Raw genomic sequence first — 26,444 nt, forward strand, 5'->3', positions numbered from 1 at the left:
TAGGGATTTTTTTACCGTTCAAACTTATCTCTTAATCAACTTGCTGAACTTTTCTCCGGTAGCTTTTGAAACAACCTGCAGAATATAAGTTCCCTGTGCCTGGTTTTTCAAATCAATGGAAGTTGATCCGTTAAATTCCTTCGCAGCGATTTCACTTCCTTTGGAATCCATCAAAACCAAACTGTAATCTCCGGCAGTTGCCATTTCAATGGTTACAGGACCGTTGGAAGGATTCGGATAAACAGAAATGCGTGATTGCTCTGCATTTTCCTGGATTCCTGCAGTAAAGTTGATGTCTTTTACGATCCCGTTCGATTTGTTGCAGATCCAGTTATTCGGGTCGATTTTAGTGATGTTCACATAATTGGTTGCGTTCGGGATGATGAATTGGTTTTGAGTTCCGGTAATCTGGAAACGGATGGTTGTATCTGCAACACCGGTTCTATCGAAAAGCAATTCCAGGTCATTCGTAAATAAAGGAGTAACCGTTGGTCTGGAGGTTGTTTGATTGATTTCCAGTAACAAATCACTGCCCACGTTGTTCCAGCGAACAGAATAAGTAGGATATCCTTCACCGAAATACCATTCTTCCAGGAAGCTGGAGAAATCTTTCCCGCTTTCATTTTCAATAACATCTACCAATTCAATACCAGAAGCAACGGAATCGGCAAACAGGACCTGATAAGCTTTCAGTGCATCGTAGAACACCTGGTCGTCGTTCACCAGGAAGCGAAGTGTGTGAACAATCGCCGCTCCTTTGTCATAAACCAACCGGCCGGAGAAAATACTTCCGTCGCTCAAAGAATCTTCTACCCAAACCGAACCGCCCGGCTGCGACATAATGTTGTCATGGCGGTCAAGCATGTCCTGCAATTCATCTCCCGGGTACAGGTTTTCCAGCATGATGTATTCCGCATAGGAAGCAAAACCTTCGTTCACCCAGATATCAGCCCAGGAAGAACAGGTTGCATGATCTCCGAACCATTGGTGTGCCAATTCGTGACAAGTCAAAGTAGGATTAAAGAATCCCTGTGTAGTCATTGTCTGGTGTTCCATCCCACCGGAAATCGGTGCCATGCAGTGGCCGTATTTTTCATCTGCAAAGGGGTAGGGCCCGAACAAATCGGCATACAATTCCAAAAAGTCAACCGTTTCATCGATATCATCCTGGAAATTAGGCAACGTAGCCGGGTTGTCGTAAATGTAATTCTGGATCAGGACGGGCCCGGAACCTGCAGGATTAGCCGTTACGTTGTATTCCACGTATTTGGCTACGGCAACGGAAATCAGGTAATAATCGATCGGGTGGCGGTGTTTCCATTCAAAACGATGCGTTCCGTTTCCCAGATCAACCACTTGCTGAAGTACACCGTTCGAACCGGCTTTACAGTTGGTTGGAACCGTGATCCAAACCGAACAACTGTCGGCCTTGTCTTTCAGCGATTGTTTGGCAGGAAACCATTCATAGGCAGCAAATGGTTCAGACAAAGACCAGGTTACCTGGTTTCCCCAGGAAGGAGAACTCTGGTTGGTCATTCCGCCGCCGCCCAAAGGATTGGTTGTTGCATTCGGAGGTGTTCCGCTGTAATTCACATGGATCACAAAATTTTCTCCCTGAAGTTTGTTCACCGGAATTTTTAAAGCGCTGTTCTGACGCGCATATGTAACGGGTGTTCCATCCACTTCAATGGAAGAAATAACGAATGTCTGGAAGAATTCAACCAAAGCGGTGTCCAAGTCTTCACGCGCTGTTGCATGAATTTCACCGGAACCTGACAACGTAGTTGTGGTGTTGGTCATATTCAGATTCAGGAAATAATAATGGACATCGTACAATTCCGTTTGCGCAATCTGTGCAACGGTAAATGTGTTGCTCTTCAGCTGGGAATTGGCATGTCTTTTAACGGACGAACAGGACCCTTTCGCATCTTGTGCAAAGTGAAAAAAAGGAAGGAAAAGGAGAGAGAGAATCCACCATCGCGGACTTACAGGAGTTTTGTTTTTCATAGTAAAGTTTTATTGCCTCCGAATTTAAGGAATACTTATCACAAATAGATCGAAGTACTAAAACAAGTAGTCAAATGCCTGATTCATTTCCTGTAAGGTGCAAATTATTCATTTTCGGACCGTCGGGGAAGCCTATTTAAAGTACAGCTGAGAAATTATGCCTAATTTTGCGTTAAACGGTTGTTATTCAAAGCTATGGATTTCAAACCTGACAGGGTGTCTTGCGGAAGTTTCAAATTCGGATTACTGGTGGTACTTGTTCTCCTGAATGGCCCTTTTGCGCTTGCTGATTCCATTCGGGATAAAGGCAATTCGGCAGCAAAAATGCTTAGCCGTGCAAAAGAAATGGAGGGCTCGGATATCCATTCGAGTATTGAACTGTTGTCCCGGGCAAACAAACTGGAAGAAGCAAAAAAGAAGAAGCATTTAAAGTTTGAGATCCTTTATCATTTAAGTGCTTACAACAAGCAAACCGGGAATTTAAAATCGGCGATCGGTTATGCCTACCAGGCACTTTCCGTTGCTGAGCAGATGAACGATCATCAACGGATCGGGCAAACGGAAAAAATGATCGGGCAGATCTTCAAAAATCTGAAAGTATTCCTGAAAGCGCGCAATCATTTCGAACGGGCAATGGATGAATTCCGCCTGGTAAAAAACATGCCCGAATATTTTGTTTGCAAGAGCTATGTGGGACATTGTTTAACAGATTATGGAGCTGAGAAAAAGAATACCTGGTATCTGGACCGTGCTGAATTGGTCTATAAATCCACTTTGTTTGAAGCAAATACCAAAAAGTTTGATCATTATGTGCTTTCGTCCAACAACAACCTTTCGAACCTGTACCTGATTTATTTCCAGGTTAGAAAACAAAAGAAAGACCTGACAACCAGCCGGAAGTATGCCTTGAAATGCATCGAAGGTTCACTGGCCATGAAAGACACGGTCAGTTACGCAGTAGGCTATTCCAATTACGGGGAAGCTTACGGACTGGAGGGACAAATAGACAGCCTGAAAAAATACCTGGACTTTGCGCGGACGATCTATGTTCGCAAGAAAATGCCCGATTTCATTTACAGTAATTGCAGGCTGCTGATTACATCTTACCTGGATAATAACCGGTTGGATGAAGCGGAAGCATTGTTGAATGATTATAAGACTTATATCGACAGGTTCCAATTCCTGGCGGAATATAAAAACTATTACGAGTATTATTCGAAGCTGGAAAGCCTGAGGGGAAATTACCAGGCAGCTTATGAATACCGGCTCCTGTTCAACCGGAAATTGGAAGAATACAGCGACGAAACCAACGCAAAGGAATTGGTCCGCTTACAGTTCCTGTACGATCTGGATAAGAAAAACGAAGAAATTGCCATGCTGAATAAGAATAAACGGCTTCAGAACGATAACAACGAAAACCAGGTCGTGATTTTGAACCTGCTGATCGGAAGTATCGCACTTTTGGTAGTCCTGTTGATTTTTATTTATGTGCGTTACAAAGACCGGGTTTCTTCGAATGAAGTCATTTTATCCAAGAACAAGCAATTGGAAAGGTTGTCACTGGTTGCCAGTAATACCAATAACGGGATTAAAATCACGAATCCGCAAGGCGTTATTTCCTGGGTAAATGAGGGATTTGTACGCCTGTACGGATGGAACTCAGCGGAAGAATTTTTTGAGAAAAAAGGCAACAGTATTTACGACCTCAGTGGTTTGACACGGGCGGAAATTTCGGCATTTATCGAACATGCAATCGAAACGAAAGAGTCGGTGGTTTTCCAGGCGTTTAAAGAATTGAAGAACCAGGAACAGAAGTACATTCAAACTTCCCTGACGCCGGTTTTTGATGAACACGACGAATTGAAGTTCCTCGTTTTTGTAGATACCGATATTACCGATTTGCTGGAAGCCAGGGAATTGGCCATTCGTGAGAAGCGAAAAGCCGAGAACGCTTTGAAAACACAGGAACTGTTCCTGGCGAATGTGAGCCACGAGATCCGTACACCGATGAACGGAATTATCGGTTTGACCAGGCAGCTCAGTGACGAAAAACTTTCCAAAACCCAGCAGGAAATAGTGCATACTTTGGGAGTTTCCGCAAACGGATTGCTGCACGTGGTAAACGATTTGCTGGATGTATCCAAAATCAGGGCGGGGAAAATGTCCTTTGAATACGTACGTTTTTCCCTGAAGGACCTGTTAGCCAATTTTGTGAGTTCGATTTCCTACCGGGTAGAAGAAAAAGGGCTGGCCCTGAAACTCGACTTCGATGAAAAGTTACCGGATTTCGTTATTGGCGATCCTGTCCGGTTGAACCAGATCCTGTTGAACATTGTCGGGAATGCGATCAAATTTACCATTAGCGGAAGCATTACATTGAGAGTCAATCCCGTTCATCAAAAGCACGGAATGGAGCGTATTTATTTCGAAGTGAAAGATACCGGTATCGGGATTCCGCTGCAAAAACAGGATTTCGTGTTCGAAAACTTTACGCAATTGGAAGACCACCGCACCAGAACGACTTCCGGAACGGGGCTTGGCCTCGGAATTGCCAAATCACTGGTAGAAGCGATGGGAGGAGAGATCAATTTGTTCAGCAAGGAAGGACAGGGAACGACACTTTCCTTCGAATTGGATTTCGAATTGCACAACAAACATGTGGAAACGAAAGACGTCACGAAAGAAGACATCGTACTGGTAAAAAACCTGGCCGGCTTGCGTGTGCTTCTGGTGGAAGATAATTCGATCAATCAGCGGGTGATTTTGTACGACCTGAACAAGTGGAATGTGGAAGTCCATGCTGTTGATAATGCGATCGATGCCATTACGGTTCTGAAAGACCGTCAATTCGACGTGATCCTGATGGATTATTATATGCCGCGCATGGATGGGATGGAAGCTACGCGCTTTATCCGTTCCAAATTCCCGGAACCGACTTGTTCCGTTCCGATCATTGCGATTACAGCTTCAGCCATGGTCGGTGATCAGAATAAGTTCATCGAAGCAGGAATGAATGATTACATTTCGAAGCCTTTTAACCCTGAAAAACTTTACCAGTTATTGGTTAAATGGGGATATCAGAACAACGTACTTTTCTCAGAAATCAAACACCCGGAAAAAGAAGTGGCTCCGCAATTGATGGATCTTTCCATGCTGGAAGATCGTGCTGAAGGAAGCGAGGAATATTTATTGGAAATGTATGGTGCTTACCTGGAAATGATGCCGCAGTATTCGATCGACCTGATTCACTACTTTGAAGATGAAGATTGGACAGAATTGCGCAAACAGGCACACCAGATCCTAAGCCCTGCAAGGTTGTTCGGAATGAATATCACCGCGGAACTATTGCTGAAACTGGAAAAGGAAACGCAACTCACCAAACAGGAAATGAAAGAGTTGGTTTCAAAGATCGTTGATCAGATCCAAACCTGTGGTAAAACAATCCGCGACCAGATAAAACGCATTGAAGGAAGTAGTTAATGAATCAATTATCAATTATCAATGAATCAAGTTTTTGATCATTCAATCGTTCATAATTGATCATTTACGTTAGTCCCTCTTCATCCAGGATCTTAATAAAATGAAATCCTTTCGGGGAATATCCCTGGTTGTAATAAAACCGGTGAGCCTTGAAGTTATTGGTGTAAGCATCCAGGGCCATGATGTGGCAATTCAACGCACGTGATTTTTCTTCGAGGTAATTCTGAATGAGTTTTCCGGCACCGGTTCCCCGTGCTGATTCGGATACAATTACATTATCAAGTTCCAGGTAAGGCCCGCACCACAATTTCGTTCCCAGCCAATAACCGCTTATAGCAATGCATTTATCCTCTGCAAAAACACCAATCTGTGCATAATTATGCGGGATCATATTTTGCAGCATGGACTGGTAACTCTCCAAATCCAATTTCGGGTACAGTTCCCGGAGAATATCCAGATGCGGAATCATTTCTTCCAGGGTCTTTAGTTCACGAATAACCATGGTTTTAATCATTTCGTTTGACATAAAAGGGCATTTCGATTTTACTCAATGTCCTGATCGTTGACTGAGTGGATCGGAGGCACCGTTAATTATTTAAGATTCGCTTCAAACAACTCTAAAATTCTTCTGTACTCGTCAATCCAGGCTGGAGTAAACGTAAATCCGTGTGCTTCGGTAGGGAAGATGCTTAACTGGAAATTTGTCTTTCCAAGCTCAATGAAACGCTGATTCAAGCGAACGATATCCTGGAATTGCACGTTATCGTCTACCATTCCGTGAAGCATCAACAATGGCTTTTTCAGATTCTCTGCAAAATAGATCGGGCTGCTTCTTTTATACGCTTTCGGGTCTGTGGCAGGATAATTCAGAATGTTGCTCGTATACTCGTGATTGTAATGCGCCCAATCCGTTACCGATCGCAAGGCCGCTCCGCAGGCAAAGGTGTCCGGCGTTTTCAAAAGTGCCATTAAAGTAATGAATCCGCCGTAGCTTCCACCATAAATTCCCACGCGATTGGAATCAATGGAAAGATTCTTAACCAGGTAATTTTTAGCATCCACGTAATCGTTCAGATCCCGGTTCCCCATATCGCGGTAAATATCCGTTCTCCAATTTCTGCCGTAACCTTCACTGGCGCGGTAATCCAGGTCCAGAACCGTATATCCCTTTGCAATCAGCAGCTGATGGAAGAGCATTTCCCGCTGGTAATGACTCCAGTAATAATGCGCATTTTGCAGGTATCCGGCTCCATGAACAAACAGGACTGCAGCTCCGTTCGGTTTTTCAGGAGTGTATTTACGTGAATAGATCTGCTTTCCGTCGGATGAAGGAATTTGGATAATTTCCGGCATTTGCAGCTTCAGTTGATCAAATCCCGGAAGCGTGCTTTTGGTAACCGGAACCAGTTTTTGTCCGCCGGTATTTGGAACTACGCACAATTCCCAGGGTTGAGTAGCCGTGGAATAGCGAATTGCCCACATTTTTTCGTCGGGCGACAGCACCCATTCGATTCCGAAATTCCCTTCGAAAAGCGCTGTTATTTTTCCGGAAGCTACCTCCAGTTTATAACCGTTTCGCACTCCCGGATGAATTTTATTCCCAATAAAGTAGACCGTTTTTTTGTCGTTGGAAAGGAATGGATCGCGTACTTCCCATTTTCCTTCCGTTAACGCTTTTTTTGCTTTCGTTTGAATATTCATGGAATACAAATGTGAATAACCGCTTGCTTCGCTTTGGAAGATGAAATCGGTTGTGTTGATCCAGAAAAGCGTTCCTTCTTCTTCGTTCCATTCAGAGATTCCCGGCCCTCCGATCCATGCATCGTCGTGCTGGTGTTCCAGCTCCGTTAATTTCCCGGTAGAAAGATCAGCGATGCAGATCCAGCGGTCTTTGTTGTCGTAGGAACGGATATCTACCAAAGCCTTGTTCTCAGTGGGATGCATAATAGCCTGGTGAAAGCAGATGTCGCGGTCTTTTGCATAGTTTCCGATGATTCCATATTCTGCAAGATAGGCCGGCTTTTTGCGAATATCTGTCAACGCCGAAGCATCCACCAAATAAACGGTGTCTTTGCGAATGTCAAAAATTCCCATGCGTGTGGCGGGTTCCTTGTCGTTCACCTTCGGGCGGGCCTGGCGGTGATGTGTAAATCCGTCACTTGTGATGAAAGCTTCGTAATTGGTTGCCGGTTCATCTGCATCCATCACCAAAACAAAGGACACATAATTTCCGTCGGCACTGACATTGATCCGGCTTACGTATTCGTTCTTTGCATAGTAAATTCCAGCCGGAAGTTTCCTTGTCGGTTGCTTTTCCTGCCACTGTTTCTTTTGGTCCTGGAGTTGGATAAATGAGAATAACTCGCGTTGCTGCCGGTAAAGAAAACTGGTGTCGTTTTTTTCTGAAGGCAGATTTCCCTGGATGAAATTGGTCACCTGCACCATACTTCCTGCTGTTTCATTGTAACAGAAAAGGTTGTTATCGATCATGAAATAAACGAACGGGGAGTTGTTGTTTCTGAAAACGGCCCCGACTGCTTCTTTCCCGGAATAGATAGTTGTTTTCGACTTCGTTTTCGGAGTATAGCGCGTTAAATTTCCGTTGTCATTAAAATAATGATTCGTAGTTAGTTGTGTGTGGTTATCTAAAGCAGGAATCCAATCCAAACGACCGTCAATCAGTGGAACTTTGACCGTGTTTTTTTGTTTGACTTGATACGCATACAAACTTCTTCCCAATTCACTGTTCGGGTTCCAGTCAAAGAGCACGGATTCGTTATCCATTGCCCAGCGAATATTTTGCGGGGAAAACCCGACAAATTCTTCCCCCTTCATGATTTCTTCCAAACGAATAGTCTGAGCGAAAAAAGGATGAAAAACGAGAAAACTCAGGAGAGCGAAAAGAAGTTTAGTATTCATAAAAAGGATGTTTGCGGTATTTTTTTTCAAAATTGCGGGCCATTGATTGCATGGAAGCTTTCGGATGATTCGATATAACTTCAAACAAGGTTCTCAATTCCCGCATTAATTCCGGGTAGACAGGAAGATAATGTTTTTCGATCATTCGCAGGGAATGGTGTTTCAAAGCCGGAAGTGCTTCGGACTGATGTAAGAAATCAACGAGCAGGTCCAGTAATTCCCCGTTTTCAGAACAGTCGAACGGTGCATTTACCAGCGTATTTGTCAGGTTTCGCTGCACAGAATGGTTCGCTGTACGGAGCAAAACCGCAACCATGGAATTGAACTGTTCGCGACTCATTAAACCGGGAAATTTCTCAAAAAAATGAACGGCAATCCAGGAGGCATATTCGGGAAAAGGATATTCTTCGGATTCAATTTCTTCAAAAATGGCAGTTCTAAAGGCTTCATCTTTAGCCAAAACCGGTACCAATTCCGCAAAATTCCGCGTGGATTTGAAATCGTTTAAAAATGCTTGTGCCTGATTCATATTCAAAGAAAAGCATTCTCTTTAAATTGAAACGGAATTTCAGCAAAGAGTTGAAAAAAACAGTGATTCAGAACGCTTTTAAGAACAGGTTATCATTATTGGCATAAATAATTTTCAGTTGTTGGCCGGTTGTTCTCCGGGCATTTTTTTGCACACACCTGATCAGCCTTTTCGTCTGTCTTCCCATGAATCGATTCCAGTGAACGATGGCAAAATAGTCTGTTTTTCCCGGATTTTTTTCAGCCGTCCCGGAAAGCGGGCGCAAAAACTCCAGGTGCTTGCTTAAGGTTAGAAGACTGTCGACAGGAGCTTGTTGTTTGGGAGGAAATGTTTCAAAGATATCGTTCCTGTTCCATTTCAGATTCGGGAAACCTCCGGCGTAGCAATTGATCTGAAAGGATTCCGGGATTCCGTTGCTATTGTAATAAACCGCCTGAAGCGGTTGATAATGGTTTTTAATCTGAAGTTTAAATTTGGAGGTATCCAGCGAGAAAAGGTATGCAGAATATGCGGAATGAAGCACATAGCTGTCTTCAACCGGAATGTGATATTTTCTTCCTGCTTTCAGAATGCGTTTTTCATTTATCTCTTTAGGCATTCTCATACCGTATAGACCTAAAAAGACCTGTTTACAGCTTGTAAGAGCCAGAAGGGAAAGAAAGACCAGGAGGGTGGAGGTTGGAATTCTTTTCATGGGATTTAGATGAGAGAGTTTTGAAATTTAGGAACTTATTTAGCTTTTAAATTCAGAAAAACCGGTAAATGGTCCGAATATCCGCCGTGATAAGTGTCACCGCCATAGGTAGCGCTTGGTTTTTGTCCGCCGTCCGGGTAAGTAAAGACCAGTTTTTTGTTCCGGGCAATAAAGGCGTTGTTCTCGTGTATTTCCAGTCCGGATTGTCCCTGCAACAATCCCTGCGAGACGATCAACTGGTCAAAAACGTCCCATTCGCGTTGGTGAACGGTTGTTCCGTAACCGTTTTTATGTTCTTCGATCAGGAGGTTTATCAGGTCGCCTTTGGTTTGTTCATGCTGACCTTTTGCGCGAAGGATTGTGCGGATGCTGTAATCGTTCGGAGTATCGTTGAAATCTCCCATCACGATAATATTCGCATTCTTTTCAACGTTCAGGATCTTGTCGATTTCTCTTCTCAGCGTTGTTGCAGCGGCTTTTCGCCTGCTTTCCGATTCCGAAATCCCTTCCCTGCGCGAAGGCCAGTGATTGACGAAAAAATGCACGATGAACTGATTCTGTATGCGTGCTTTCATGTACAGGATATCGCGTGTCCGGAAATGCGGCTCGTCTTCCACATGAATAACAAATCTCGTATCGATCTCGGGGAAAATAAAGCCGGCATCGTACACAAAAGCACAGTCCATACCGCGTCTGTCATCTGAATCAAAGTGCAGGATCCGGTAATTGCGTTGAGCCAAAGCGCCGGTTTTGATCAAGTCTTCCACCACTTTCCGGTTTTCAATTTCCGCCATTCCAAAAGCAAGCGGAGTGGAGCCGTTGACTAATAATAAGGCTTCCGACAAGCGGTTCAGTTTTGCGCGGTAACGCTCTTCATTCCACAGTTTATCACCGTCCGGCGTGAATTCTTCATTTCCCAATAACGAAACATCGTCAAAGGTGTCAAAGAGATTCTCTACATTGTAAAAAACGATCGGATGGGCATGAAAAGAGTCGGACATTGAAAATGGATTTAATCCAAAATTAATTGAAAATTGAAAAGAGATTTAAAACATAGGGACGAAAAATTTTTCGTCATTACGCCCTGTTCTTCTTCATAAAGTAAAGACTGACTATGTGAACGGTGAACAAAAATCCGAATGCCAAACCCAGAGCACCGGCTCCGCCCGCATTGAAGGGATAGCCTCCATTGAAAAAGATTCCCCAAATGACAATGAGTACCCACAAAAGACTCAGACAGTTTGAAACAATGATTCCGGCAGTCCTGGGTTTTGCAAGGATCAAAAACGAAAGGGAGTAGGCCATGAATCCTCCCGATCCGATGATGCGAATAATCCCGTGGAAAGGCCAATGCATCATCCTGAAAAGATATCCGATGGCAAAAACAGCAAGCCAGATAAGAATCACCCACCATTGAAAACGGATGGTATCTTTTACTATAATTGGTTGTTCGTCTAACAGATCATTCATAAGGTAACTATTCAAATGTGAAAAGGTAAATGTAAAAAGGTAAATGTAAAAAGGTAAATGTAAGCAATGAAGTTATTCAACGATGGTGCGGAAGGTTAAATTGACCCGCGGTTTTTTGGATAATTTGGTAGGAGGAAGTCTATGTAGCCAATGCGTTTGCGTTTCCCCTTTCATAACGAGTAAACTTCCGTGCTCCAATAATACGGACACTGTTTCAGCGGTCTTTTTGTGCTTGAAGGCAAATTTGCGTTCGCTTCCGAAACTCAACGATCCGATTGCCCCGTTTTTCTTCAGGTCGATTTCTGCATCGCTGTGCCAGGCCATTCCTTCGCTGCCATCGTGGTAAAGATTCAGTAAACAGGAATTATAAGTTTCCCCGGTACGTTCTTCCACAATCGATTTTAGTTCGAGCAGTTCTTTGGTCCAGGGCAATGCTGTTTTGGTGGTTTTGGAATAAGTGTATTCGAAGGGTTTATCGGCGTACCAGGCTACTTTTCGCTTCGTCACAATAAGCTTCCCGAAAATAATCGCTTCGTCATTTTTCCATGCGATTTGGTTGAGTAAATAGCTTAAAAACCGATCTGCCTCTGTTTTTGGGAAAACAATGCCATAGTAATTCACGATCCCGTCGTGCGGAAGCAGGTTTGTTGTTTCGTTTGAAGCTGAGAATAAATCCATAGTGAATGATGAATGATCAATACCTCAATGATCAAGACTGATATAATTACAAGTTTACTTTTTACGGTAAAATTTCAGGATTGCTTTTCCAAAAATCAGAAATAACACGCATGTGCAAGCTGCCCCCAAAACAATTCCGTTTTTCAGGATGGTTTCGATTCCGTGATTGATATGAAAAAGGATCATAGCCAATACAAATTGTACAACTGCATACCAGATGTTGGCAGCAGGTTCGAAACCGAACATGCCCAAAAAGCGTGTTTTGGTAATTCCCAATACAAAGTGGGGAAGTGAGTTCATGAGCAGAACACCGATAATGAAATCCAGAAGCATAACCGTATAGTTGAAGTCCTGAAATTACAAATAAAAAAGCCCCGCACTTCGACTTCGCTTAGTGACCGGGGCTTTTTTTAATCAATCGGGATAATTATTGGTAAATTTCACGAATTGCTTCATTCAAAGAGCTTGGTTTTCTTCCCAAAAGCTGCTCCAAATGATTGTTCGGAACATCGAAATCACCGTCTTTTGTTGCAGTTGCAAATCCCAGTGAAAAACCGATGATGTGTTCAGGAACACCTGCTTCGCTGAGTGCTTTTGAAAAATCGGCCGCCGAAAGGTCATTATATACCACCGTTTTCCCGGTATGCGCAGAAAGAGCATTCGCCACGTCCCGGAACGAATAGCTTTCTCCGTTCGAAATTTCATAGATTTTGTTTTCATGGCCTTCCGAGCTCAAAACATTGGCGAAAGCTTCCGCCATTTCGGTTCTCAAAGAGAAAGGAACTTTTCCGTTTCCTGCCGGAAAGTTAATTCCGGTTTCAAGAAAGTGCTCACCCAGATACATCGGAATGACATCCGCATACAGATTGTCTCTCAGGAAAGTATAGGTCAATCCGGAAGCTAAAATGTGTTTTTCCGTATCGAAATGTTCTCCCATCAATTCCTTTAAAGCGGAATTTTCGATGTTTTGCATAGAAACTCCCGTGTAAAGAATGTGTTTTACACCGGCTTCTTTTGCTGCGTCAACGGCTCTTTTTTGCTGTCCCAAACGATCATTGAAATCATTGGAAGAAATCAAAAGCAGTTTGTCGACTCCCTGGAACGCTTTTACCAACGAATCTTTATCGTGGTAATCGCCCACACGTACATCCACTCCTAAAACCTTCAAATCTGAAGCTTTGTTTTCATCGCGTACTAAAACAGCAATATTCCCCACAGGGATTTTTTTCGAAAGAAATTCAACGGTTGCCTTTCCCAAATTTCCTGTTGCACCTGTTATTAAAATCATTTGTCTGTATTTTAAATTGTTTGTGCAACAAAGCTAGAACAACTTGCTATATAAAAAGAAGTCCTATACTTTTGTATAGTGCTATACTGAAGTATAGTTCAATACTTTAATTTTGTACTATGGAAAATAAAATGACACTTGAACAGGCGAAATCTTGTCCCATTCAGTTTGTACTTGCAATGACAGACACGCTGAATGTGATTTCAGGTAAATGGAAATTGCAGATCATCGGATCATTGCTCTTTGGCAAAACACGTCGGTTTACGGAAATCCAGCGTACTATTCCGAAAATCACTCCTCGTATGTTGTCGAAGGAGTTGAAAGAACTGGAATTGAATGGAATTGTGAAACGAACGGTTTATGATTCCATACCGGTTACTATCGAATATGAATTAACGGGTTCAGCCAGACAACTCCAGGAAGTGATGGACAGTATGATCCAATGGGGAATTAATCACCGGAAAGGATTGTTTGAAGAAGAAATGACTGAAAGAGCTGCAGGTTAAGATAAAATAACGATTTTGAGTCCCGGAACTTACTGATATGTGTCTTCGGAATTTCTAAACAGGATATTTTAAAATTCTCAAATTTCAGAATTCGCTTCTTCACAAAGATGTGAACAGATTTTGATTTAAAATATTGATTTTTAGCGCTTTAACAAAATTAAAGAATAAGTATTCGGGAATTTTGGAAATTGAAAATTCTAATCTATTGGTTTTGTAAATGCAATCCAATCCGTTTCCTCGGAGATATTTCCGGAAGCATCCATGAGTTGGAATTTGGCTTCATATTCCAGGGAATCATCAAAAGTAAAAGCACCTGAACACATTCCATGTCCAATAGACAATCCCTCTTTTCCTCCTATATAATAAATAGTTTCCGTTCCTGTTTTCCTGTTCTTAACGGTCGTCTTTACCAGGAACTCGGATTGCTCTTTTACATCCATTTTAAAGTTGACATGAATAGAAGGCCCGCATCCGAAATGGGTCAGTGACTTGTCTTTTTCCTGTGGTTTTTCCGTCCAAACAGGCGCTTCCATGTCTGTTGTATCGGTTACAAAATAGCTGATCGGATCGAATCCGTGTGTTTTCAGATTATAAACCCCAAGCTTTTCATAATCCGGTAGGTGATCGATGACCAATTGGTACTTTTTTCCCGGAATTAAAGACATTTCAGGCTTCAATACAGCTTGTGTCAGGTAGAATTGTCCGACATGGATTTCAAGTACTTTTAACGGAATCCGTTCATCTCCGGATTTCAAATAAACCGGGAATTTTTCATTCAATCCGTTAATCACCTGCTGACTTTCGGCGTAACCATCCAACACAAACACCGTGTTCTTATTGATTTCTCCCTGGTATGGAAAAGCAGACAAACCCGTTCCTGCACAATCAGCCAGGCAATTGAATGCAACTGGAATAAAAGCCAATAAAGCGATGATGGAAAGTTTCATAGTTCCGTTTTTGTTGCTTACAACCGGATTGAACAAACGTTCATTGAAAGTTCAAAAGTTCCGATCGGTCGGTTCAATGATCGAAATAATTCTTTGAACTGTTCAACTTTTTGAACATTTGGACTATTTTCGGGTATGAAATTAGCTTTTTTCGCACTGGTTTTTCCGCTTTTCGGATTGGCTCAATGGGATGGTAACAAAACTCCGACGTATCCCGAACTGATCAATATTTATAAAAAGTTGGATGCGGAGCACCGGGAAATCGAGCTTTATGAAATGGGCGAATCGGATACTGAATTTCCCATTTATCTGGTGATTCTCAATGGCGCAGGAGATTCCTTGCCCACATTTCATAAAGCAAAATCAGGAACAACCGTTTTGATCAATAATGCTATTCACGCCGGTGAGCCGGATGGTGTAAATGCCTGTTTGTTGTGGATCGAAGAATGGATCCGGAAAGGAAAAAAGACGAAGGATTTACCTGTGATTGCGATTATTCCGGCTTATAATGTGGGTGGAATGATGAACCGGTCATCTTCCGGCAGGGCAAACCAGGATGGTCCGGAGGAATATGGATTCAGAGGAAATGCCCAGAACCTCGATCTGAATCGCGATTTTATTAAAATGGATTCGAAGAACATGTTCACGTTTGTTAAGATTTACCAGGCATTGGACCCGGATGTATTTGTGGATACGCATGTTTCGAATGGAGCGGATTATCAGTATACACTAACGCTCATTCACTCTATGAAAGAACGGATGGCGCCCGGAATACAGACTGTCTTCAATCAGAAATACATTCCGTCGTTGACGGAAACCTTGAAAAAGAAGTGGTGGGACTGGTCTCCGTATGTGGAAACGAAAGGTGAAACTCCGGAATCGGGGATTGAAGCTTTTAATGATTTACCGCGTTATGCGCAAGGTTACGGCACACTCTTTCATGCTTTAAGTATCACTGTTGAAACGCACATGTTGAAACCTTTTCCGAAGCGTGTGCAGGCAACAAAAGATTACCTGGATTTCTTATTTCATTGGAGCCACGACGCTGCCAGTGAAATTGAAGCTGCAAGGGAAGAAGCCCGCTTGAAATCTCCTCAACGGATTTCTCATTATTTCCCGTTCAATTATGAACTGACCGGTCAAAAAGATTCCATTCTGTTCAAAGGATATGATTTCGGTTATAAACCGAGCGGCGTTTCCGGGAAAGACCGCTTATTTTATGACCGCTCGAAACCGTTTACGAAATACATCCCGTATTACCAGACCTACCGTGCAAAAGATTCGGTGATGGTTCCGAGGGGATATTTTGTTTCGAAGGAAGCGGTTGAAATCATTGAAAGACTGAAAGCAAACGGAGTGGAATTTGAAGCAACAGACAGTAGTCTTTTAAAGAAAGTAACTACCATCCGGATTTTGGATTTTGAATCCGGCTCAAAACCTTATGAAGGACATTACCTGCATCGAAAAGTGAAAAGCATGGAGCAGGAGGAAGAAGTACGTATTCCGGTAGGAAGTATTTGGGTTCCCTGCAACCAGCCGAAAATCAATTTTATTGTAAGTGTTTTGGAACCGCGCTGCGAGGATTCCTACTTTGCCTGGAACATGATGGACAGTTATATCCAGGAAAAAGAGTATTTCTCGGCTTATGTCTTTGAAGATGAAGCGGCACAAATCCTGAAAGAGAATCCAAGCCTTCGCGAACAGCTGGAAAAGAAAAAATCCAATGACCCGGAATTTGCAAAAAGTGCCGAAGCGCAGCTTTTCTTTGTGTATCAGAATAGTCAACGCTTTGAAAAAAAGACCTTTAACCGGCTTCCGATCTATAAGGTTTACTGATCAGCTTTACAAGACTTTCGGGTACTTTGAGACGTTTGTCCCGAAAATGTCACAAAATCGATATAGGCCTGGCGGTCTGTTTGGACTATCTTTACGATCCTATACTGATTAATAAACATGAAAAAACTGACTTTAAGTCCGCTGCGGTGGATGCTCTCAGGTATGCTCGGGCTAATTGCCATGACTTCGGTCGCGCAGGATACAACCTGGGTTCAGACTTATACGTTTGATACCATCAGCACGCGAAGAGTTGAATTCCAATTTCCTGCAAGTCTGGATACAACACGCTTTGAAAAAGTACTGATGTACTACAAGCTGAAATGCAGTCCTTTGACAACCTGGGATAATTACGATTGCGGAGAATGGGATTATTTAACCTATACACGCATTTTCGAACACACAGGGATTATGGATTCCGTGCAGGTAAACGGGAGTAAATACCGTGTAAATACACTTTCACCGGCTACTTATCCTTACTCGAATGTTTATTACGATCAAAGATGGATGCCTGTTCAAACGCGTACGCCACTTATGCCGGTTATTCATCCGGTTGCGGGAACGGGAAGTGCCCCAATGACATTGGTAAGTACGAACGGAAACGGGAAAACAATCCAATGGATCATTCCTGCCGGTGAATTGGCAACGAGCGGAGTTCTTGCCGGAGATATCCAGGGAATGAACCTGAATATTCTGAATGCGTTTGCGTCACTTCAGGGCGTTCAGATCCGGATCAAATCAACCAATGCTTCGACTCTTACGGCTTTGGAAACAACCGGTTTTACTACTGTTTTCAATAATGCCTTAACCGGAATTTCCGCCGGGTCGAATACCGTGAACTTTTCAACTCCGTTTACTTACGACGGTTCTTCGAACTTGATTATTGAGTTGAAGTTCACCGATGCACGCCAGGGACTTTCCCAGGTCGATTTGGAAATGGTGGCAGTTTCGGGATCAAATACGCTGAGCTTCGACAACTCCAATGGAGTTTTTACGGCAAACGGAACCAATTATGCGGAACTAAACCTGAATAATGTCAATTTGGGTGGAGATATGACCATTGCTTTCTGGGCAAAAGGAAACGGGAATACGGGAGCATCAACTTCCATTATCGAAGCAGCGGATTCCTTGAATAACCGCATTCTGAATATTCATTTGCCGTGGTCGAACGATAATATTTACTGGGATGCCGGTCAGGGAACAGGTTATGACCGCATTCAAAAAACGGCAACAGCTGCTGCAGATGTGGATAACGCCTGGCATCACTGGGCTTTCGTAAAGAAAACCTCCACCGGGCAAATGTTCATTTACAAAGATGGTGCGCAGTGGCACTCCGGGACAGGTTTGACAATTCCTGTTGCTACCATTACAAAATTCATCCTGGGAGCAGGAAAAGACCTGAACAATAACTGGAAAGGTTCTATTGATGAATTTTCCGTTTGGTCGGCTGCGTTGGATGCGGCAACTATTGCTTCCTGGAAGGACAAAAAGATCGCTGCTTCCCATCCGAATTATGCGGATCTGGAACTGTATTACGATTTCGACGGACAATTGGCTTTGATCGACCGTTCGGGGCACAACCGTTTGGGAATGTGTTCTGCAACGAACATGGTTCAAAATAACCAGCCGATTGTTGCAGGCGTTGAAAATACTTCCGGCAGCCCGAAAATTGATCTGATCCAGGGAACTATGAATGCGGCAACAGCTGATTCTACGCTGGTAACGCAATTCCCGGCTCCGAGCGTAGTGTTTGAATATGCTGAAGGCCCGCATAGTTTCCACATCGTTTCGAATATGCTCACTTACGATGTGGAAACGATTGATACCATTTCTACAACGGGAACAATATTGAATTCCGCTCCGAGTGCGGTAGCTGCAACCTTAACGAACCAGGCTATTTCTTACCACGAAGTGGCTTTTGAACAGATCAACGACGTAGAGATCGGGCGTTACATTACACCTTATGGAATCGGGTTTACATTGGGGCCACAAGGATTTACGTGGATTTACGATGTAACGGATTACCAGAAATACCTGCACGGAACGGTAGATCTTGCCGCTCATAACACACAGGAACTAATCGACCTGAAATTTGCATTTATTGAGGGAATTCCTGCCAGAGATGTTCACGATATCAAGCCCGTTTGGAACAACTGGACGTCTTATAATTATGCAGACATGGCAAACGATGTTGTTTTGCAGGCGAAACAAGTCATTCTTTCGGATAGTTCCGAAAACTTTAAGCTGAAAACACGTTTGACCGGACACGGACAGGTTGGAAACGGCGCTTGTTGTGAATGGCAGGACAAACAGCACAAGATAATCATCGACGGAGTGGAGCGTTTCAGCTGGAGTATCTGGCGAGACGATTGCGGAAAGAACCCGAATACCAAGCAAGGCGGAACGTGGCCGTATGCCCGTGAAGGATGGTGTCCGGGAGATATGGTGCGTGAATTCGATCATGAACTGACATCTTACGTAACTCCGGGAGATACCGTGACGATTGATTACGATATATCCGATGTACCGACGAACGATATGGGACAAGCTAGTGGTAACTTTATCACGGCAATCGACCTGGTATCGTATTCTGCACCAAACTTCCAACACGATGCAGCAATTTTGGACATTTTGAACCCGAACAGCTACGAATATTACCGTAAATGGAACCCGACTTGTTCGAATCCGCGTGTGATCCTGCAAAATAACGGGGCGCTTCCGTTAACGGCTTGTAAAATTCGCATTTGGGTGACTTACGGAAACTTTATCGATTATACCTGGTCGGGTAACCTGGCATTCCTGGAGAAAGAAATCGTTGAAATTCCGATCACGAATCAAAACTTCTGGTTCGGAGCGAATCCTGCAAACGGGTTTTATGCACGGGTAATCGAAATTTCAGGATCGAATACCCTGGATGAATACCACCAAAACGACGAGTTCAAAACGAAATATACCGCTCCGGAAGTGATCGACGGTCCGTTCTTTGTGTGGATGACGACAAATAACAAAGCAAATGAAAACAAATGGAGATTGGTGGATCAGAACGACAATGTTATTTTCGAAAGAACGACACTGACCAACAATACGGATTATAAGGATACATTCGATTTGGCTCCGGGATGTTATTCATTGATCCTGGAAGACAGCGACGATGATGGTATCGGTTTCTGGTATTCTGCACAGGTGGAAGGAGAAACTACCGGAGGATTCCGCGTACGAAAAGTTGGAGGTGCTATCATGGAGATTTTCCCTTCGGATTTCGGTTCTTATCACCGTTATAATTTCTCGGTTGGTTTTGCTTTGAACCTGGAAGAAAAGAACCTGAACAATGAATTATTGATATTCCCGAATCCTTCTTCGGATAAAATCCGCGTAGAATTAGTAGGAAATGTAGGGAACAACGCAAAAGTCGAGGTCATTGATATGAACGGCCGTGTTGTCAAGCAACAGGCTGTAACTAACAACAATCAAACTTACGCAGCCGATTTCCTGGTGAATGATCTGCAAAACGGTTATTACCTGGTACGAGTAAGCGGAGATAACGGTTCGGAAACAACACCGTTTATTAAACAGTAAAAAAAATAAGATCAATAAAAAAGTAGGCACGCGATTAATCGCGTGCCTACTTTTTTTGTTCAAATTGAACTATTAAACCCTTTGAATTTTTTTTAACTCCTTAAACTATTTCAATGCCGCTGCAATTTTATTGAATCCGTATGGAATCACTCCCAATCCCAAACCGTAAAGCACATTGGAAAGGTTGCTGATACTCACGTCTCCGCCTCCAGTAAACGATTTGTAGAAATAATAACTGGTAATACAGCAAGCCAGCGCAATCGATGTAATTCCGCAGATGAATACGATCAACCTGCTGGTACTTTGCTCCGGGTTATCGGTTGTTTGGCTTACTGTTGCAGATGCCGGTGGAGTAAAAGTTTCAGCAGGCACTGCAACTGCTGCATTCGGATTTGCACTGATTGCCGTTGCTGCTGCTGTTGCTACTTGTGCATGCGATGCTGCAATGGCCACATCTGCTTTTCGTTTTTCAAGCACTGTTTCTTTGTCAATCAGGATTTCACTGAGTTTGACACCATCTTTTCTGAGTTTAATAAAAACCGTTGAAACGATGAAGAAGAAGAAAGCCACCGGTAAAAAGGAAATAATATCCTGGATGGTTTTGTTTCCTCCCGTGGGTTGAGCGGCAGCTGTTTGGTTCGCTTTGGCGGCAGGCGGGTTCGCAGTTGCTGTTTGAGTTTGACCGGATACCGGCTTGTTGTTTAAGTTGCTGGAGTCTCCCGTTTGAGCCAGGCTAATGGTGGTTACCGGCAAAAATGCCAGCAAAGCATAAAAGATGTAGTATTTCATAAATAGTGATTTTCGTCAAATGTAGCATTAAAAATGAAACTGCAATAAAAACGTGATCCACTTTGACGAATCGCGTTTCATTTAAACCAACCTGGATTAAAAACCGTTTTGGAACATTTTTTTTATTTCTTCTTCAGTTCGTGGAAGCAATTTATCCAGCATTTTAATGGCTTCGGCTTGCACTTCTTCGATAAATGGTTTCAATTCCTTGTTATAGGTTTTGAAAGCCAATTCGTAATTTCCGGAATGTTTTTCAAATGCATCGGCCAATGCGGATGCACCGATTATTGCCAGTGAACCTCCCATTCCCGCTGCCGGAGATGCACAATAACCTGAGTCACCGACCAGGGCTACACGACCTTTTGTCCAGGAAGGCATTTTAATCTGGCAAAACTTGTCGAAGTAAAAAGAGGAAGAATTGATCAACTCTTGCCGCAATTCAGGTGTTCGCCAGGACATACCTTCAAGTTGTTCCAGAACGATGTTTTTCTGCTGTTCCTGATTGCGGAAATCATACGGAATTTCTTTTTCCGGACGGAACGTAAAAACAATATCGGTTTTATTGTTGTATGCATTAAGCATTATTCCCTTATCGGGTTCCGAATACAGCTGCAAAGTAGAAACCGGGATCAGTAATTTGTTTACAATGGCAATGGAAAAATACTGTCCTAAAAAATGAGCATAGTTGCTTTCTTCTCCAAACCATAGTTTTCGAACTACCGAATGAATGCCATCACAACCAACTACAAGTTCGAAAGAATCATCGGAACCATCTTTGAAAGTGACCTCGATGCAATCTTCCTTTTCCTGTAATGAAGTGATGCTGTTTCCGAATACGAAATTGACCTCGTTTTTGATGAGATCGTATAGCATGTTAAGTAAAGTATCCCTCTCAATTTCGAATTCATCGTCCGGAAATGCTTCTCCCGGTTGGATTAACTGCAGGGAATGCCGGGTAATGTCGTCTGCATCTTTAAACTCCCATTTTTCAAGCGTTAACCGGTTCGCTTTGATCTTCTCTAAAAGCCCCATCTTTCTGACAATATCAACCGTATGCTCTTTGATGTCGACCGGAGTACCTCCCATTTTTAAATGACTTCCGATTTCAACAACGGTTACCTGGTACCCCAATTGATTCATCCGGTAAGCTGTTGTTAAACCTGCAAAACTTGCTCCTGATACAAGTACTTTTTTATTCTGATCCATTTTTACTGAGTATTAATAGTATGGAGCAAAATTCAGAACTAAAACTATCCCTGGAAATAAGGAAGCAAGGCAAATATTGGACTAATCGCGGTTTTTGTTGCGAAAGGCTCCTGCAGATATCCCGGTGGCTGTGGTAAAGAGTCTTGCAAAATAAGAATAATCGACGTAGCCGAGCTCGAAAGCGATTTCTTTCACTGATTTGTCGCTATGATGAAGCAGCCGTTTGGCTTCCAGAATAATTCGGTCCCGGATGTATTGTGAAGCGGAGATTCCGGTGGTATTTCTAATACACTCGTTCAAATAGGACGTTGAAATATTCAATTTTTCGGCGTATTCACCCGGTCGTTTGAGTGTATGGAAATTTTTTTCCAGTACTTGCCTGAAAGACTTTGTGACTTGCTCAAACCGTGAAAGATTTGTTCCTGCTTTCTGCTGATTCAAAAATTGGGAGAGTAAAAATGCTATCAGTGTGTTGCAACTGTCTTTTAGAAGAGAATGGTGAAGTTTGTTGTTTTTGAGTAGAGAAAACTGCTGACAAAGCGAAAAAGTACTGGAAACCACAGAATTTGCCTCTGCAGTTAATGCGAGCGGATCCGCCGGGGCGATTTCTTCCAGGAACTGAAGATAATCCGGATGAATGTTTTCCTCTTTGATTGCCATGGAACATACGGTTACCTCCGAAAAGTCCAGAATGCGGTGAACCTGGTTAGGATGCATATATACAACAGCCGGAGCGGTAACGATGTGTTTCTTGAAATCGATTTCAATCGTTATGGTTCCTTTTTCGACTATGTGAAAGGTGTGTCCTTCATCCCGGTGGGATTCTGTTGCAGTTTCGTGCTGCTCAACGGTTTTGAAGTCAGATTTGTGAATGCTTAGTTTGTCTATGGAAATCCCGCGGGTGAAATCTTCGTCCATCGAATTCACAGGAATGGTTCGATTGCTTTTCCGCATATTATTGTTGGTATGCCTCCCGGAAAACCTTTATTTCCTTGTATAGTCTATTGGTCGGCAATCCCATTACGTTGGTGTAAGTTCCTTCCATGTGTTTTACGGCTACGTATCCGATCCATTCCTGTACACCGTAAGATCCGGCTTTGTCGAAAGGCATGTATTTTTCGATGTAGAATTTGATTTCCTCGTCGCTGAGTGTTTCGAAAAGAACTTCCGTCCGTTCGGAAAAGGATGTGTTTTTGGATTTTGAACCGATAAAAACACCGGTGATAACGGTATGTTTTTGCCCGGAAAGTTTGGTGAGCATCTGCCGTGCATCTTCATAATCGAATGGTTTTCCAAGGATTTTCCCATCCAGGATTACCACCGTATCAGCGCAAATAACTGCTTCATCAGCGGCCAAATCGGGTAGAAGTGCTTTAGCTTTCAGTTTTGCCAGGTACTCCGGAACTTCTTCAGCAGGTAATGAATCCGGGTAGATTTCTTCCGTGTCTTTTACACGGACTTCAAACTCAACACCAATTCCGGCAAGCAATTCTTTTCTTCGGGGCGATTGTGATCCGAGGACCCATTTCAGTTCTTTCATAGGAAATACCAGTAAAAAGGCAAACAGCAGCCTATCAACATCGTTATTTTTAAAATCAGGTCGATTTGTTTTAACCGGTTACGCTCCGGTTGCTTCAGTAAAAGCATACAGCAGACAACCAGTAATAAATAGATCAGTAAAGATGGCCCCATAACGCGAATGAAGGTCTTGTTGAAAACAGAATATCCCTCGATCAGAAAGGGAAGGGAAACGGCAATGATCGCGATCAGGCAAAGCAGTGAAATCCATCTCGCTTTATTAATCCCAAGAACGATCGGAATTGTTTTCGCTTTCAGTAACAGATCTCCTTCCACATCTTCCATATCCTTCACAATTTCGCGAACCAGGTTTAAACAGGAAGCAAAGAAAGCCAATGCAACGATGAAGAATATTTTCAGGTTCAAGTGGGAAATCCAATTCGCACCTTCTTTAAAATCGCTCATAAAATTGGCGCTGTGAAAAGGAGTGGTTAATCCCAGGAAATGAATTCCGCAAAGAAGCGGGACCAAACCGGTCAAAGCAGCAATAAACAAGTTCCCGATCAGGAATCTGCGTTTGAAATACATGGAATAGAACCACAGGATATTGATGCTCAATAAGTGGATAAATACATACCAAAATGTTTCGTATTCCCAGGTCAGATAACAGGCTATCGAGAACGCTACGAAATTCAGTATCCAATGCGAAACAATGGCCCATCGCGGTTTGATGTGTTTTCCGATGATCAGTTTTTCCGGTTTGTTGATCCGGTCGGCCTTTACATCAAAATAATCGTTGATGATATTTCCGGCTGCAGCGATAAGAACCGTAGAAAAAACCAACAGGAAATAGTCCAGTGCTTCATTCGGATGCGATTTTTTCAGCAGGATATCTTCCGATAAATAGGGCAGAAAGAATACGCGGACACCATACATTGTCAGGATAATGACAAGCAGGTTGACCGGTCGTATGAGGCGAATGAAATGCATTACTTAAGGATCTTGTATTCTGTTCTACGGTTTTCCTGATGTGCTTTTTCTTTTTCGCTTTCCTTGGTCATTTTTGCGATTGCTTCGTCTGTAAAGATCGGCATCGTTTCGCCGTAACCTTTGGAAGACAAACGTGTAGCTTCGATTCCTTGCTGGATCAGATAATCTTTCACTGATTTTGCACGGGCATCGGACAGTTTCAAGTTAGCCGCTTCATCACCACGCGTATCGGTATGTCCGCCAATCTCAATTTTAATAGCCGGATTGGCTTTCAGGAAGTCGCGCAATTTGTTCAATTCTACGTATGATTCCGGACGCAGTGTTGCTTTATCCAAATCGAAGAATACGTTACGAAGCGCTGTCGGAGGTCCTGCAACGATCGGGTTCATCGGCACATCCATGTGGAAAGATTCCTGGTTGTCGGCAACTGTCATGTTGAAATTCTGGGAGTAGAAGGTGTATCCCGGATAACTTACGGAGAGTGCATATTCTTCGTTGATAGGAAGAGAAACGGTGAATGTTCCGTTGACCTGGTCAGCCTCCGATTTGATCACTTCAACTCCTGTTTTGATATTTACCAGTGAGAATTTCCCCGGAAGCGGTTTTTTGGTCACCGCATCGAAAACCAATCCGTCGAAATAAAGTGTTTTCACCGGACGGAACTTCTCAGGCAACACGAAATAGTACAGATCCAGTTTCCCGAATCCTCCTTCACGGTCTGAAGCAAAGAATGCAATTTCTCCGTCGGCACTTACCAATAGCGAGTTTTCGTCGGCACTTGAATTGATCGGATATCCTAAGTTTTCAGCTTGTCCCCATTCTCCTTTGTCGTTCATACGGGAAACGAAAATATCCAGTCCGCCCATCCCACGATGTCCCTGCGAAGAGAAATACAGGGTTTTCCCATCCGGGTGTATCAGTACGGATTCTTCCATATATGGAGTATTGATTGTAGAAGGAAGGCGTACAGGCGTATTCCAGGTTCCGTCGTCTTTTAATGTCGAAGTGTAAATGTCTGAATCCGGGATACCGCTTTTAGTCATCACACGACGCACGAAGTAAAGCGTTTTTCCGTCTGCTGACAGGGAAGGCTGTGTTTCCCAGTTCCCGGTATTGATTGCTCCCGGAAGATTTACCGGGTCAACCCATTGATTTCCCAAACGTTTGGTGTAGAACAGATCACAACTTCCTTTTCCTTTGCGGCCTTCACCATAACTTCCTGACTCATCGTCACAAGCCACAAAGATCAGGTTTCTTCCGTCTGCAGAAATAGTAGGAGCTCCTTCGTTTCTCACTGTATTGATGTTTTTAGGCATCGGGATCGCGGTTTCCCAGGTTTTGAATGTACTGAGATTGGACACGTAGAAATCTTCCTGTTCGCCATAAACCGGAACCCTCTTGTCTTCAATTCTTCTGGTAAACAGGAGGGTTTTTCCATCAACGGTAATAGTAGGGAAATATTCCGCATCTTTTGTGTTGACGCCAGGTCCTAAATTCACCGGTTTGAACTGTGTCGGATTTTTCATGGCTTCAATCGCAAAAGCACAGTCATTAATGAGTTGGTTTGCGCGGGCAACATTTTCCGGATGTGCACCCTTGGCTTTTGTAAACTCTGTGAGACTTTTAGCCGCATTTTCATACTCACCTACGGAATATTCCATCGTTCCCAGGTAGAAATAAACGGCTCCTCCCGAAGTTGGGTTCGGATTGATTGCTATTGCTTTGCGGTAATGTTCGATTGCTTTGTAAGGCTGATTCAATTCTTCATACATTTCAGCTTCTACCATGTGAGCTTCCCAAAAATTCGGATCTTTCTCCAATGCTTTGTCTAAGAGACTGATCGCTCCTGCGAAATTGGGGCCGTGAGTTCTTGGATCAACTGATTTGCCAGGTTCATTTCTGGCTTGCTCATACAATTCAATGGCTTTTTTGTTTTTGGTGGAGTAAGTCATTTGAGCTGTGGAACAGGAAGCCATAGCTAATAAGAACAAAACCAATAATCCGTTTTTCATGC

The 26,444-nt window shown here is 43.2% G+C and carries 21 protein-coding genes; 4 read left to right on the plus strand and 17 right to left on the minus strand.

Annotated features, from left to right (window positions below; translation table 11 throughout):
* Positions 1-24: 24 nt before the first annotated feature.
* Complete coding sequence (locus ABDW02_RS04520) at positions 25-2,007, minus strand: M1 family aminopeptidase (RefSeq protein ID WP_343632540.1); 1,983 nt, start codon at positions 2,005-2,007, stop codon at positions 25-27.
* A 195-nt stretch (positions 2,008-2,202) separates the two neighbouring features.
* Between ABDW02_RS04520 and ABDW02_RS04525 the strand changes: the two genes are divergently transcribed.
* Entirely contained in the window at positions 2,203-5,487 is a 3,285-nt protein-coding gene (locus tag ABDW02_RS04525) for an ATP-binding protein (protein WP_343632541.1), read from the plus strand.
* A gap of 64 nt (positions 5,488-5,551) precedes the next feature.
* Here the strand turns inward: ABDW02_RS04525 and ABDW02_RS04530 are convergent, their stop codons facing one another.
* The 9 genes from ABDW02_RS04530 to ABDW02_RS04570 form a co-directional block, all read right to left on the minus strand.
* Positions 5,552-6,013 (minus strand): GNAT family N-acetyltransferase, encoded by a 462-nt coding sequence (locus tag ABDW02_RS04530; RefSeq protein ID WP_343632543.1) that lies wholly within the window; start codon positions 6,011-6,013, stop codon positions 5,552-5,554.
* 65 nt (positions 6,014-6,078) lie between these two features.
* Complete coding sequence (locus ABDW02_RS04535) at positions 6,079-8,406, minus strand: alpha/beta fold hydrolase (protein WP_343632545.1); 2,328 nt, start codon at positions 8,404-8,406, stop codon at positions 6,079-6,081.
* Complete coding sequence (locus tag ABDW02_RS04540) at positions 8,396-8,935, minus strand: hypothetical protein (protein WP_343632547.1); 540 nt, start codon at positions 8,933-8,935, stop codon at positions 8,396-8,398. The genes ABDW02_RS04535 and ABDW02_RS04540 overlap by 11 nt, the downstream gene beginning before the upstream one ends.
* A gap of 67 nt (positions 8,936-9,002) precedes the next feature.
* Positions 9,003-9,629 carry a hypothetical protein gene (locus ABDW02_RS04545; RefSeq protein ID WP_343632549.1) on the minus strand — a complete coding sequence of 209 codons (627 nt, stop codon included), beginning with the start codon at positions 9,627-9,629 and terminating at the stop codon, positions 9,003-9,005.
* Positions 9,630-9,664: 35 nt separating this feature from the next.
* Positions 9,665-10,630 carry a hypothetical protein gene (locus ABDW02_RS04550; protein WP_343632551.1) on the minus strand — a complete coding sequence of 322 codons (966 nt, stop codon included), beginning with the start codon at positions 10,628-10,630 and terminating at the stop codon, positions 9,665-9,667.
* Positions 10,631-10,706: 76 nt separating this feature from the next.
* The gene (locus ABDW02_RS04555) at positions 10,707-11,099 is read right to left on the minus strand and encodes a hypothetical protein (RefSeq protein ID WP_343632553.1); all 393 of its coding nucleotides are present in this window, start codon (positions 11,097-11,099) and stop codon (positions 10,707-10,709) included.
* 72 nt (positions 11,100-11,171) lie between these two features.
* The gene (locus tag ABDW02_RS04560) at positions 11,172-11,777 is read right to left on the minus strand and encodes an alpha-ketoglutarate-dependent dioxygenase AlkB (protein WP_343632555.1); all 606 of its coding nucleotides are present in this window, start codon (positions 11,775-11,777) and stop codon (positions 11,172-11,174) included.
* Positions 11,778-11,831: 54 nt separating this feature from the next.
* Positions 11,832-12,110 carry a hypothetical protein gene (locus ABDW02_RS04565; RefSeq protein ID WP_343632557.1) on the minus strand — a complete coding sequence of 93 codons (279 nt, stop codon included), beginning with the start codon at positions 12,108-12,110 and terminating at the stop codon, positions 11,832-11,834.
* Between the two features lie 94 nt (positions 12,111-12,204).
* Positions 12,205-13,065: an SDR family oxidoreductase gene (locus ABDW02_RS04570; protein ID WP_343632559.1), complete on the minus strand. Its 861-nt coding sequence runs from the start codon at positions 13,063-13,065 to the stop codon at positions 12,205-12,207.
* 119 nt (positions 13,066-13,184) lie between these two features.
* Here ABDW02_RS04570 and ABDW02_RS04575 point away from each other — a divergent pair, with 119 nt between their 5' ends.
* Positions 13,185-13,571, plus strand: coding sequence for a helix-turn-helix domain-containing protein (locus ABDW02_RS04575; protein ID WP_343632561.1), 387 nt, complete (start codon positions 13,185-13,187; stop codon positions 13,569-13,571).
* A gap of 197 nt (positions 13,572-13,768) precedes the next feature.
* On the opposite strand, the gene ABDW02_RS04580 is transcribed toward ABDW02_RS04575, so the two are convergent.
* Entirely contained in the window at positions 13,769-14,518 is a 750-nt protein-coding gene (locus ABDW02_RS04580; protein ID WP_343632563.1) for a hypothetical protein, read from the minus strand.
* 135 nt (positions 14,519-14,653) lie between these two features.
* Here ABDW02_RS04580 and ABDW02_RS04585 point away from each other — a divergent pair, with 135 nt between their 5' ends.
* Together ABDW02_RS04585 and ABDW02_RS04590 are read left to right on the plus strand one after the other, a co-directional pair.
* Positions 14,654-16,354, plus strand: a complete 1,701-nt coding sequence (locus ABDW02_RS04585; RefSeq protein ID WP_343632565.1) for a M14 family zinc carboxypeptidase — start codon at positions 14,654-14,656, stop codon at positions 16,352-16,354.
* Positions 16,355-16,471: 117 nt separating this feature from the next.
* Positions 16,472-19,927 (plus strand): peptide-N-glycosidase F-related protein, encoded by a 3,456-nt coding sequence (locus ABDW02_RS04590; protein ID WP_343632567.1) that lies wholly within the window; start codon positions 16,472-16,474, stop codon positions 19,925-19,927.
* Between the two features lie 105 nt (positions 19,928-20,032).
* On the opposite strand, the gene ABDW02_RS04595 is transcribed toward ABDW02_RS04590, so the two are convergent.
* From ABDW02_RS04595 to ABDW02_RS04620, 6 genes are all read right to left on the minus strand, one after another.
* Positions 20,033-20,716 carry a hypothetical protein gene (locus ABDW02_RS04595; RefSeq protein WP_343632569.1) on the minus strand — a complete coding sequence of 228 codons (684 nt, stop codon included), beginning with the start codon at positions 20,714-20,716 and terminating at the stop codon, positions 20,033-20,035.
* A gap of 96 nt (positions 20,717-20,812) precedes the next feature.
* Positions 20,813-21,922, minus strand: coding sequence for an FAD-dependent monooxygenase (locus tag ABDW02_RS04600; protein ID WP_343632571.1), 1,110 nt, complete (start codon positions 21,920-21,922; stop codon positions 20,813-20,815).
* A gap of 81 nt (positions 21,923-22,003) precedes the next feature.
* Positions 22,004-22,876: a helix-turn-helix transcriptional regulator gene (locus tag ABDW02_RS04605; protein WP_343632573.1), complete on the minus strand. Its 873-nt coding sequence runs from the start codon at positions 22,874-22,876 to the stop codon at positions 22,004-22,006.
* 1 nt (position 22,877) lies between these two features.
* Entirely contained in the window at positions 22,878-23,462 is a 585-nt protein-coding gene (locus tag ABDW02_RS04610; RefSeq protein ID WP_343632575.1) for a Maf family nucleotide pyrophosphatase, read from the minus strand.
* A complete protein-coding gene (locus ABDW02_RS04615) occupies positions 23,459-24,430 on the minus strand; it encodes a geranylgeranylglycerol-phosphate geranylgeranyltransferase (RefSeq protein ID WP_343632577.1) in 972 nt (323 codons plus the stop codon). Before ABDW02_RS04615 ends, ABDW02_RS04610 begins: the two co-directional genes overlap by 4 nt.
* Complete coding sequence (locus ABDW02_RS04620) at positions 24,430-26,442, minus strand: OmpA family protein (RefSeq protein WP_343632579.1); 2,013 nt, start codon at positions 26,440-26,442, stop codon at positions 24,430-24,432. Before ABDW02_RS04620 ends, ABDW02_RS04615 begins: the two co-directional genes overlap by 1 nt.
* Positions 26,443-26,444 lie beyond the last annotated feature (2 nt).

The organism is Fluviicola sp. (genome assembly GCF_039596395.1).
Classification (GTDB): Bacteria; Bacteroidota; Bacteroidia; order Flavobacteriales_D; family Crocinitomicaceae; genus Fluviicola.

Bases quoted from the DNA above. Each gene is read 5' to 3' on its own strand.
- ABDW02_RS04585 (WP_343632565.1), top strand. From the start codon at position 14,654: ATGAAATTAGCTTTTTTCGCACTGGTTTTTCCGCTTTTCGGATTGGCT.
- ABDW02_RS04605 (WP_343632573.1), bottom strand. From the start codon at position 22,876: ATGCGGAAAAGCAATCGAACCATTCCTGTGAATTCGATGGACGAAGAT.
- ABDW02_RS04535 (WP_343632545.1), bottom strand. From the start codon at position 8,406: ATGAATACTAAACTTCTTTTCGCTCTCCTGAGTTTTCTCGTTTTTCAT.
- ABDW02_RS04555 (WP_343632553.1), bottom strand. From the start codon at position 11,099: ATGAATGATCTGTTAGACGAACAACCAATTATAGTAAAAGATACCATC.
- ABDW02_RS04545 (WP_343632549.1), bottom strand. From the start codon at position 9,629: ATGAAAAGAATTCCAACCTCCACCCTCCTGGTCTTTCTTTCCCTTCTG.
- ABDW02_RS04520 (WP_343632540.1), bottom strand. From the start codon at position 2,007: ATGAAAAACAAAACTCCTGTAAGTCCGCGATGGTGGATTCTCTCTCTC.
- ABDW02_RS04530 (WP_343632543.1), bottom strand. From the start codon at position 6,013: ATGTCAAACGAAATGATTAAAACCATGGTTATTCGTGAACTAAAGACC.
- ABDW02_RS04565 (WP_343632557.1), bottom strand. From the start codon at position 12,110: ATGCTTCTGGATTTCATTATCGGTGTTCTGCTCATGAACTCACTTCCC.
- ABDW02_RS04595 (WP_343632569.1), bottom strand. From the start codon at position 20,716: ATGAAATACTACATCTTTTATGCTTTGCTGGCATTTTTGCCGGTAACC.
- ABDW02_RS04550 (WP_343632551.1), bottom strand. From the start codon at position 10,630: ATGTCCGACTCTTTTCATGCCCATCCGATCGTTTTTTACAATGTAGAG.
- ABDW02_RS04575 (WP_343632561.1), top strand. From the start codon at position 13,185: ATGGAAAATAAAATGACACTTGAACAGGCGAAATCTTGTCCCATTCAG.
- ABDW02_RS04615 (WP_343632577.1), bottom strand. From the start codon at position 24,430: ATGCATTTCATTCGCCTCATACGACCGGTCAACCTGCTTGTCATTATC.
- ABDW02_RS04580 (WP_343632563.1), bottom strand. From the start codon at position 14,518: ATGAAACTTTCCATCATCGCTTTATTGGCTTTTATTCCAGTTGCATTC.
- ABDW02_RS04620 (WP_343632579.1), bottom strand. From the start codon at position 26,442: ATGAAAAACGGATTATTGGTTTTGTTCTTATTAGCTATGGCTTCCTGT.
- ABDW02_RS04610 (WP_343632575.1), bottom strand. From the start codon at position 23,462: ATGAAAGAACTGAAATGGGTCCTCGGATCACAATCGCCCCGAAGAAAA.
- ABDW02_RS04525 (WP_343632541.1), top strand. From the start codon at position 2,203: ATGGATTTCAAACCTGACAGGGTGTCTTGCGGAAGTTTCAAATTCGGA.
- ABDW02_RS04590 (WP_343632567.1), top strand. From the start codon at position 16,472: ATGAAAAAACTGACTTTAAGTCCGCTGCGGTGGATGCTCTCAGGTATG.
- ABDW02_RS04600 (WP_343632571.1), bottom strand. From the start codon at position 21,922: ATGGATCAGAATAAAAAAGTACTTGTATCAGGAGCAAGTTTTGCAGGT.
- ABDW02_RS04540 (WP_343632547.1), bottom strand. From the start codon at position 8,935: ATGAATCAGGCACAAGCATTTTTAAACGATTTCAAATCCACGCGGAAT.
- ABDW02_RS04560 (WP_343632555.1), bottom strand. From the start codon at position 11,777: ATGGATTTATTCTCAGCTTCAAACGAAACAACAAACCTGCTTCCGCAC.
- ABDW02_RS04570 (WP_343632559.1), bottom strand. From the start codon at position 13,065: ATGATTTTAATAACAGGTGCAACAGGAAATTTGGGAAAGGCAACCGTT.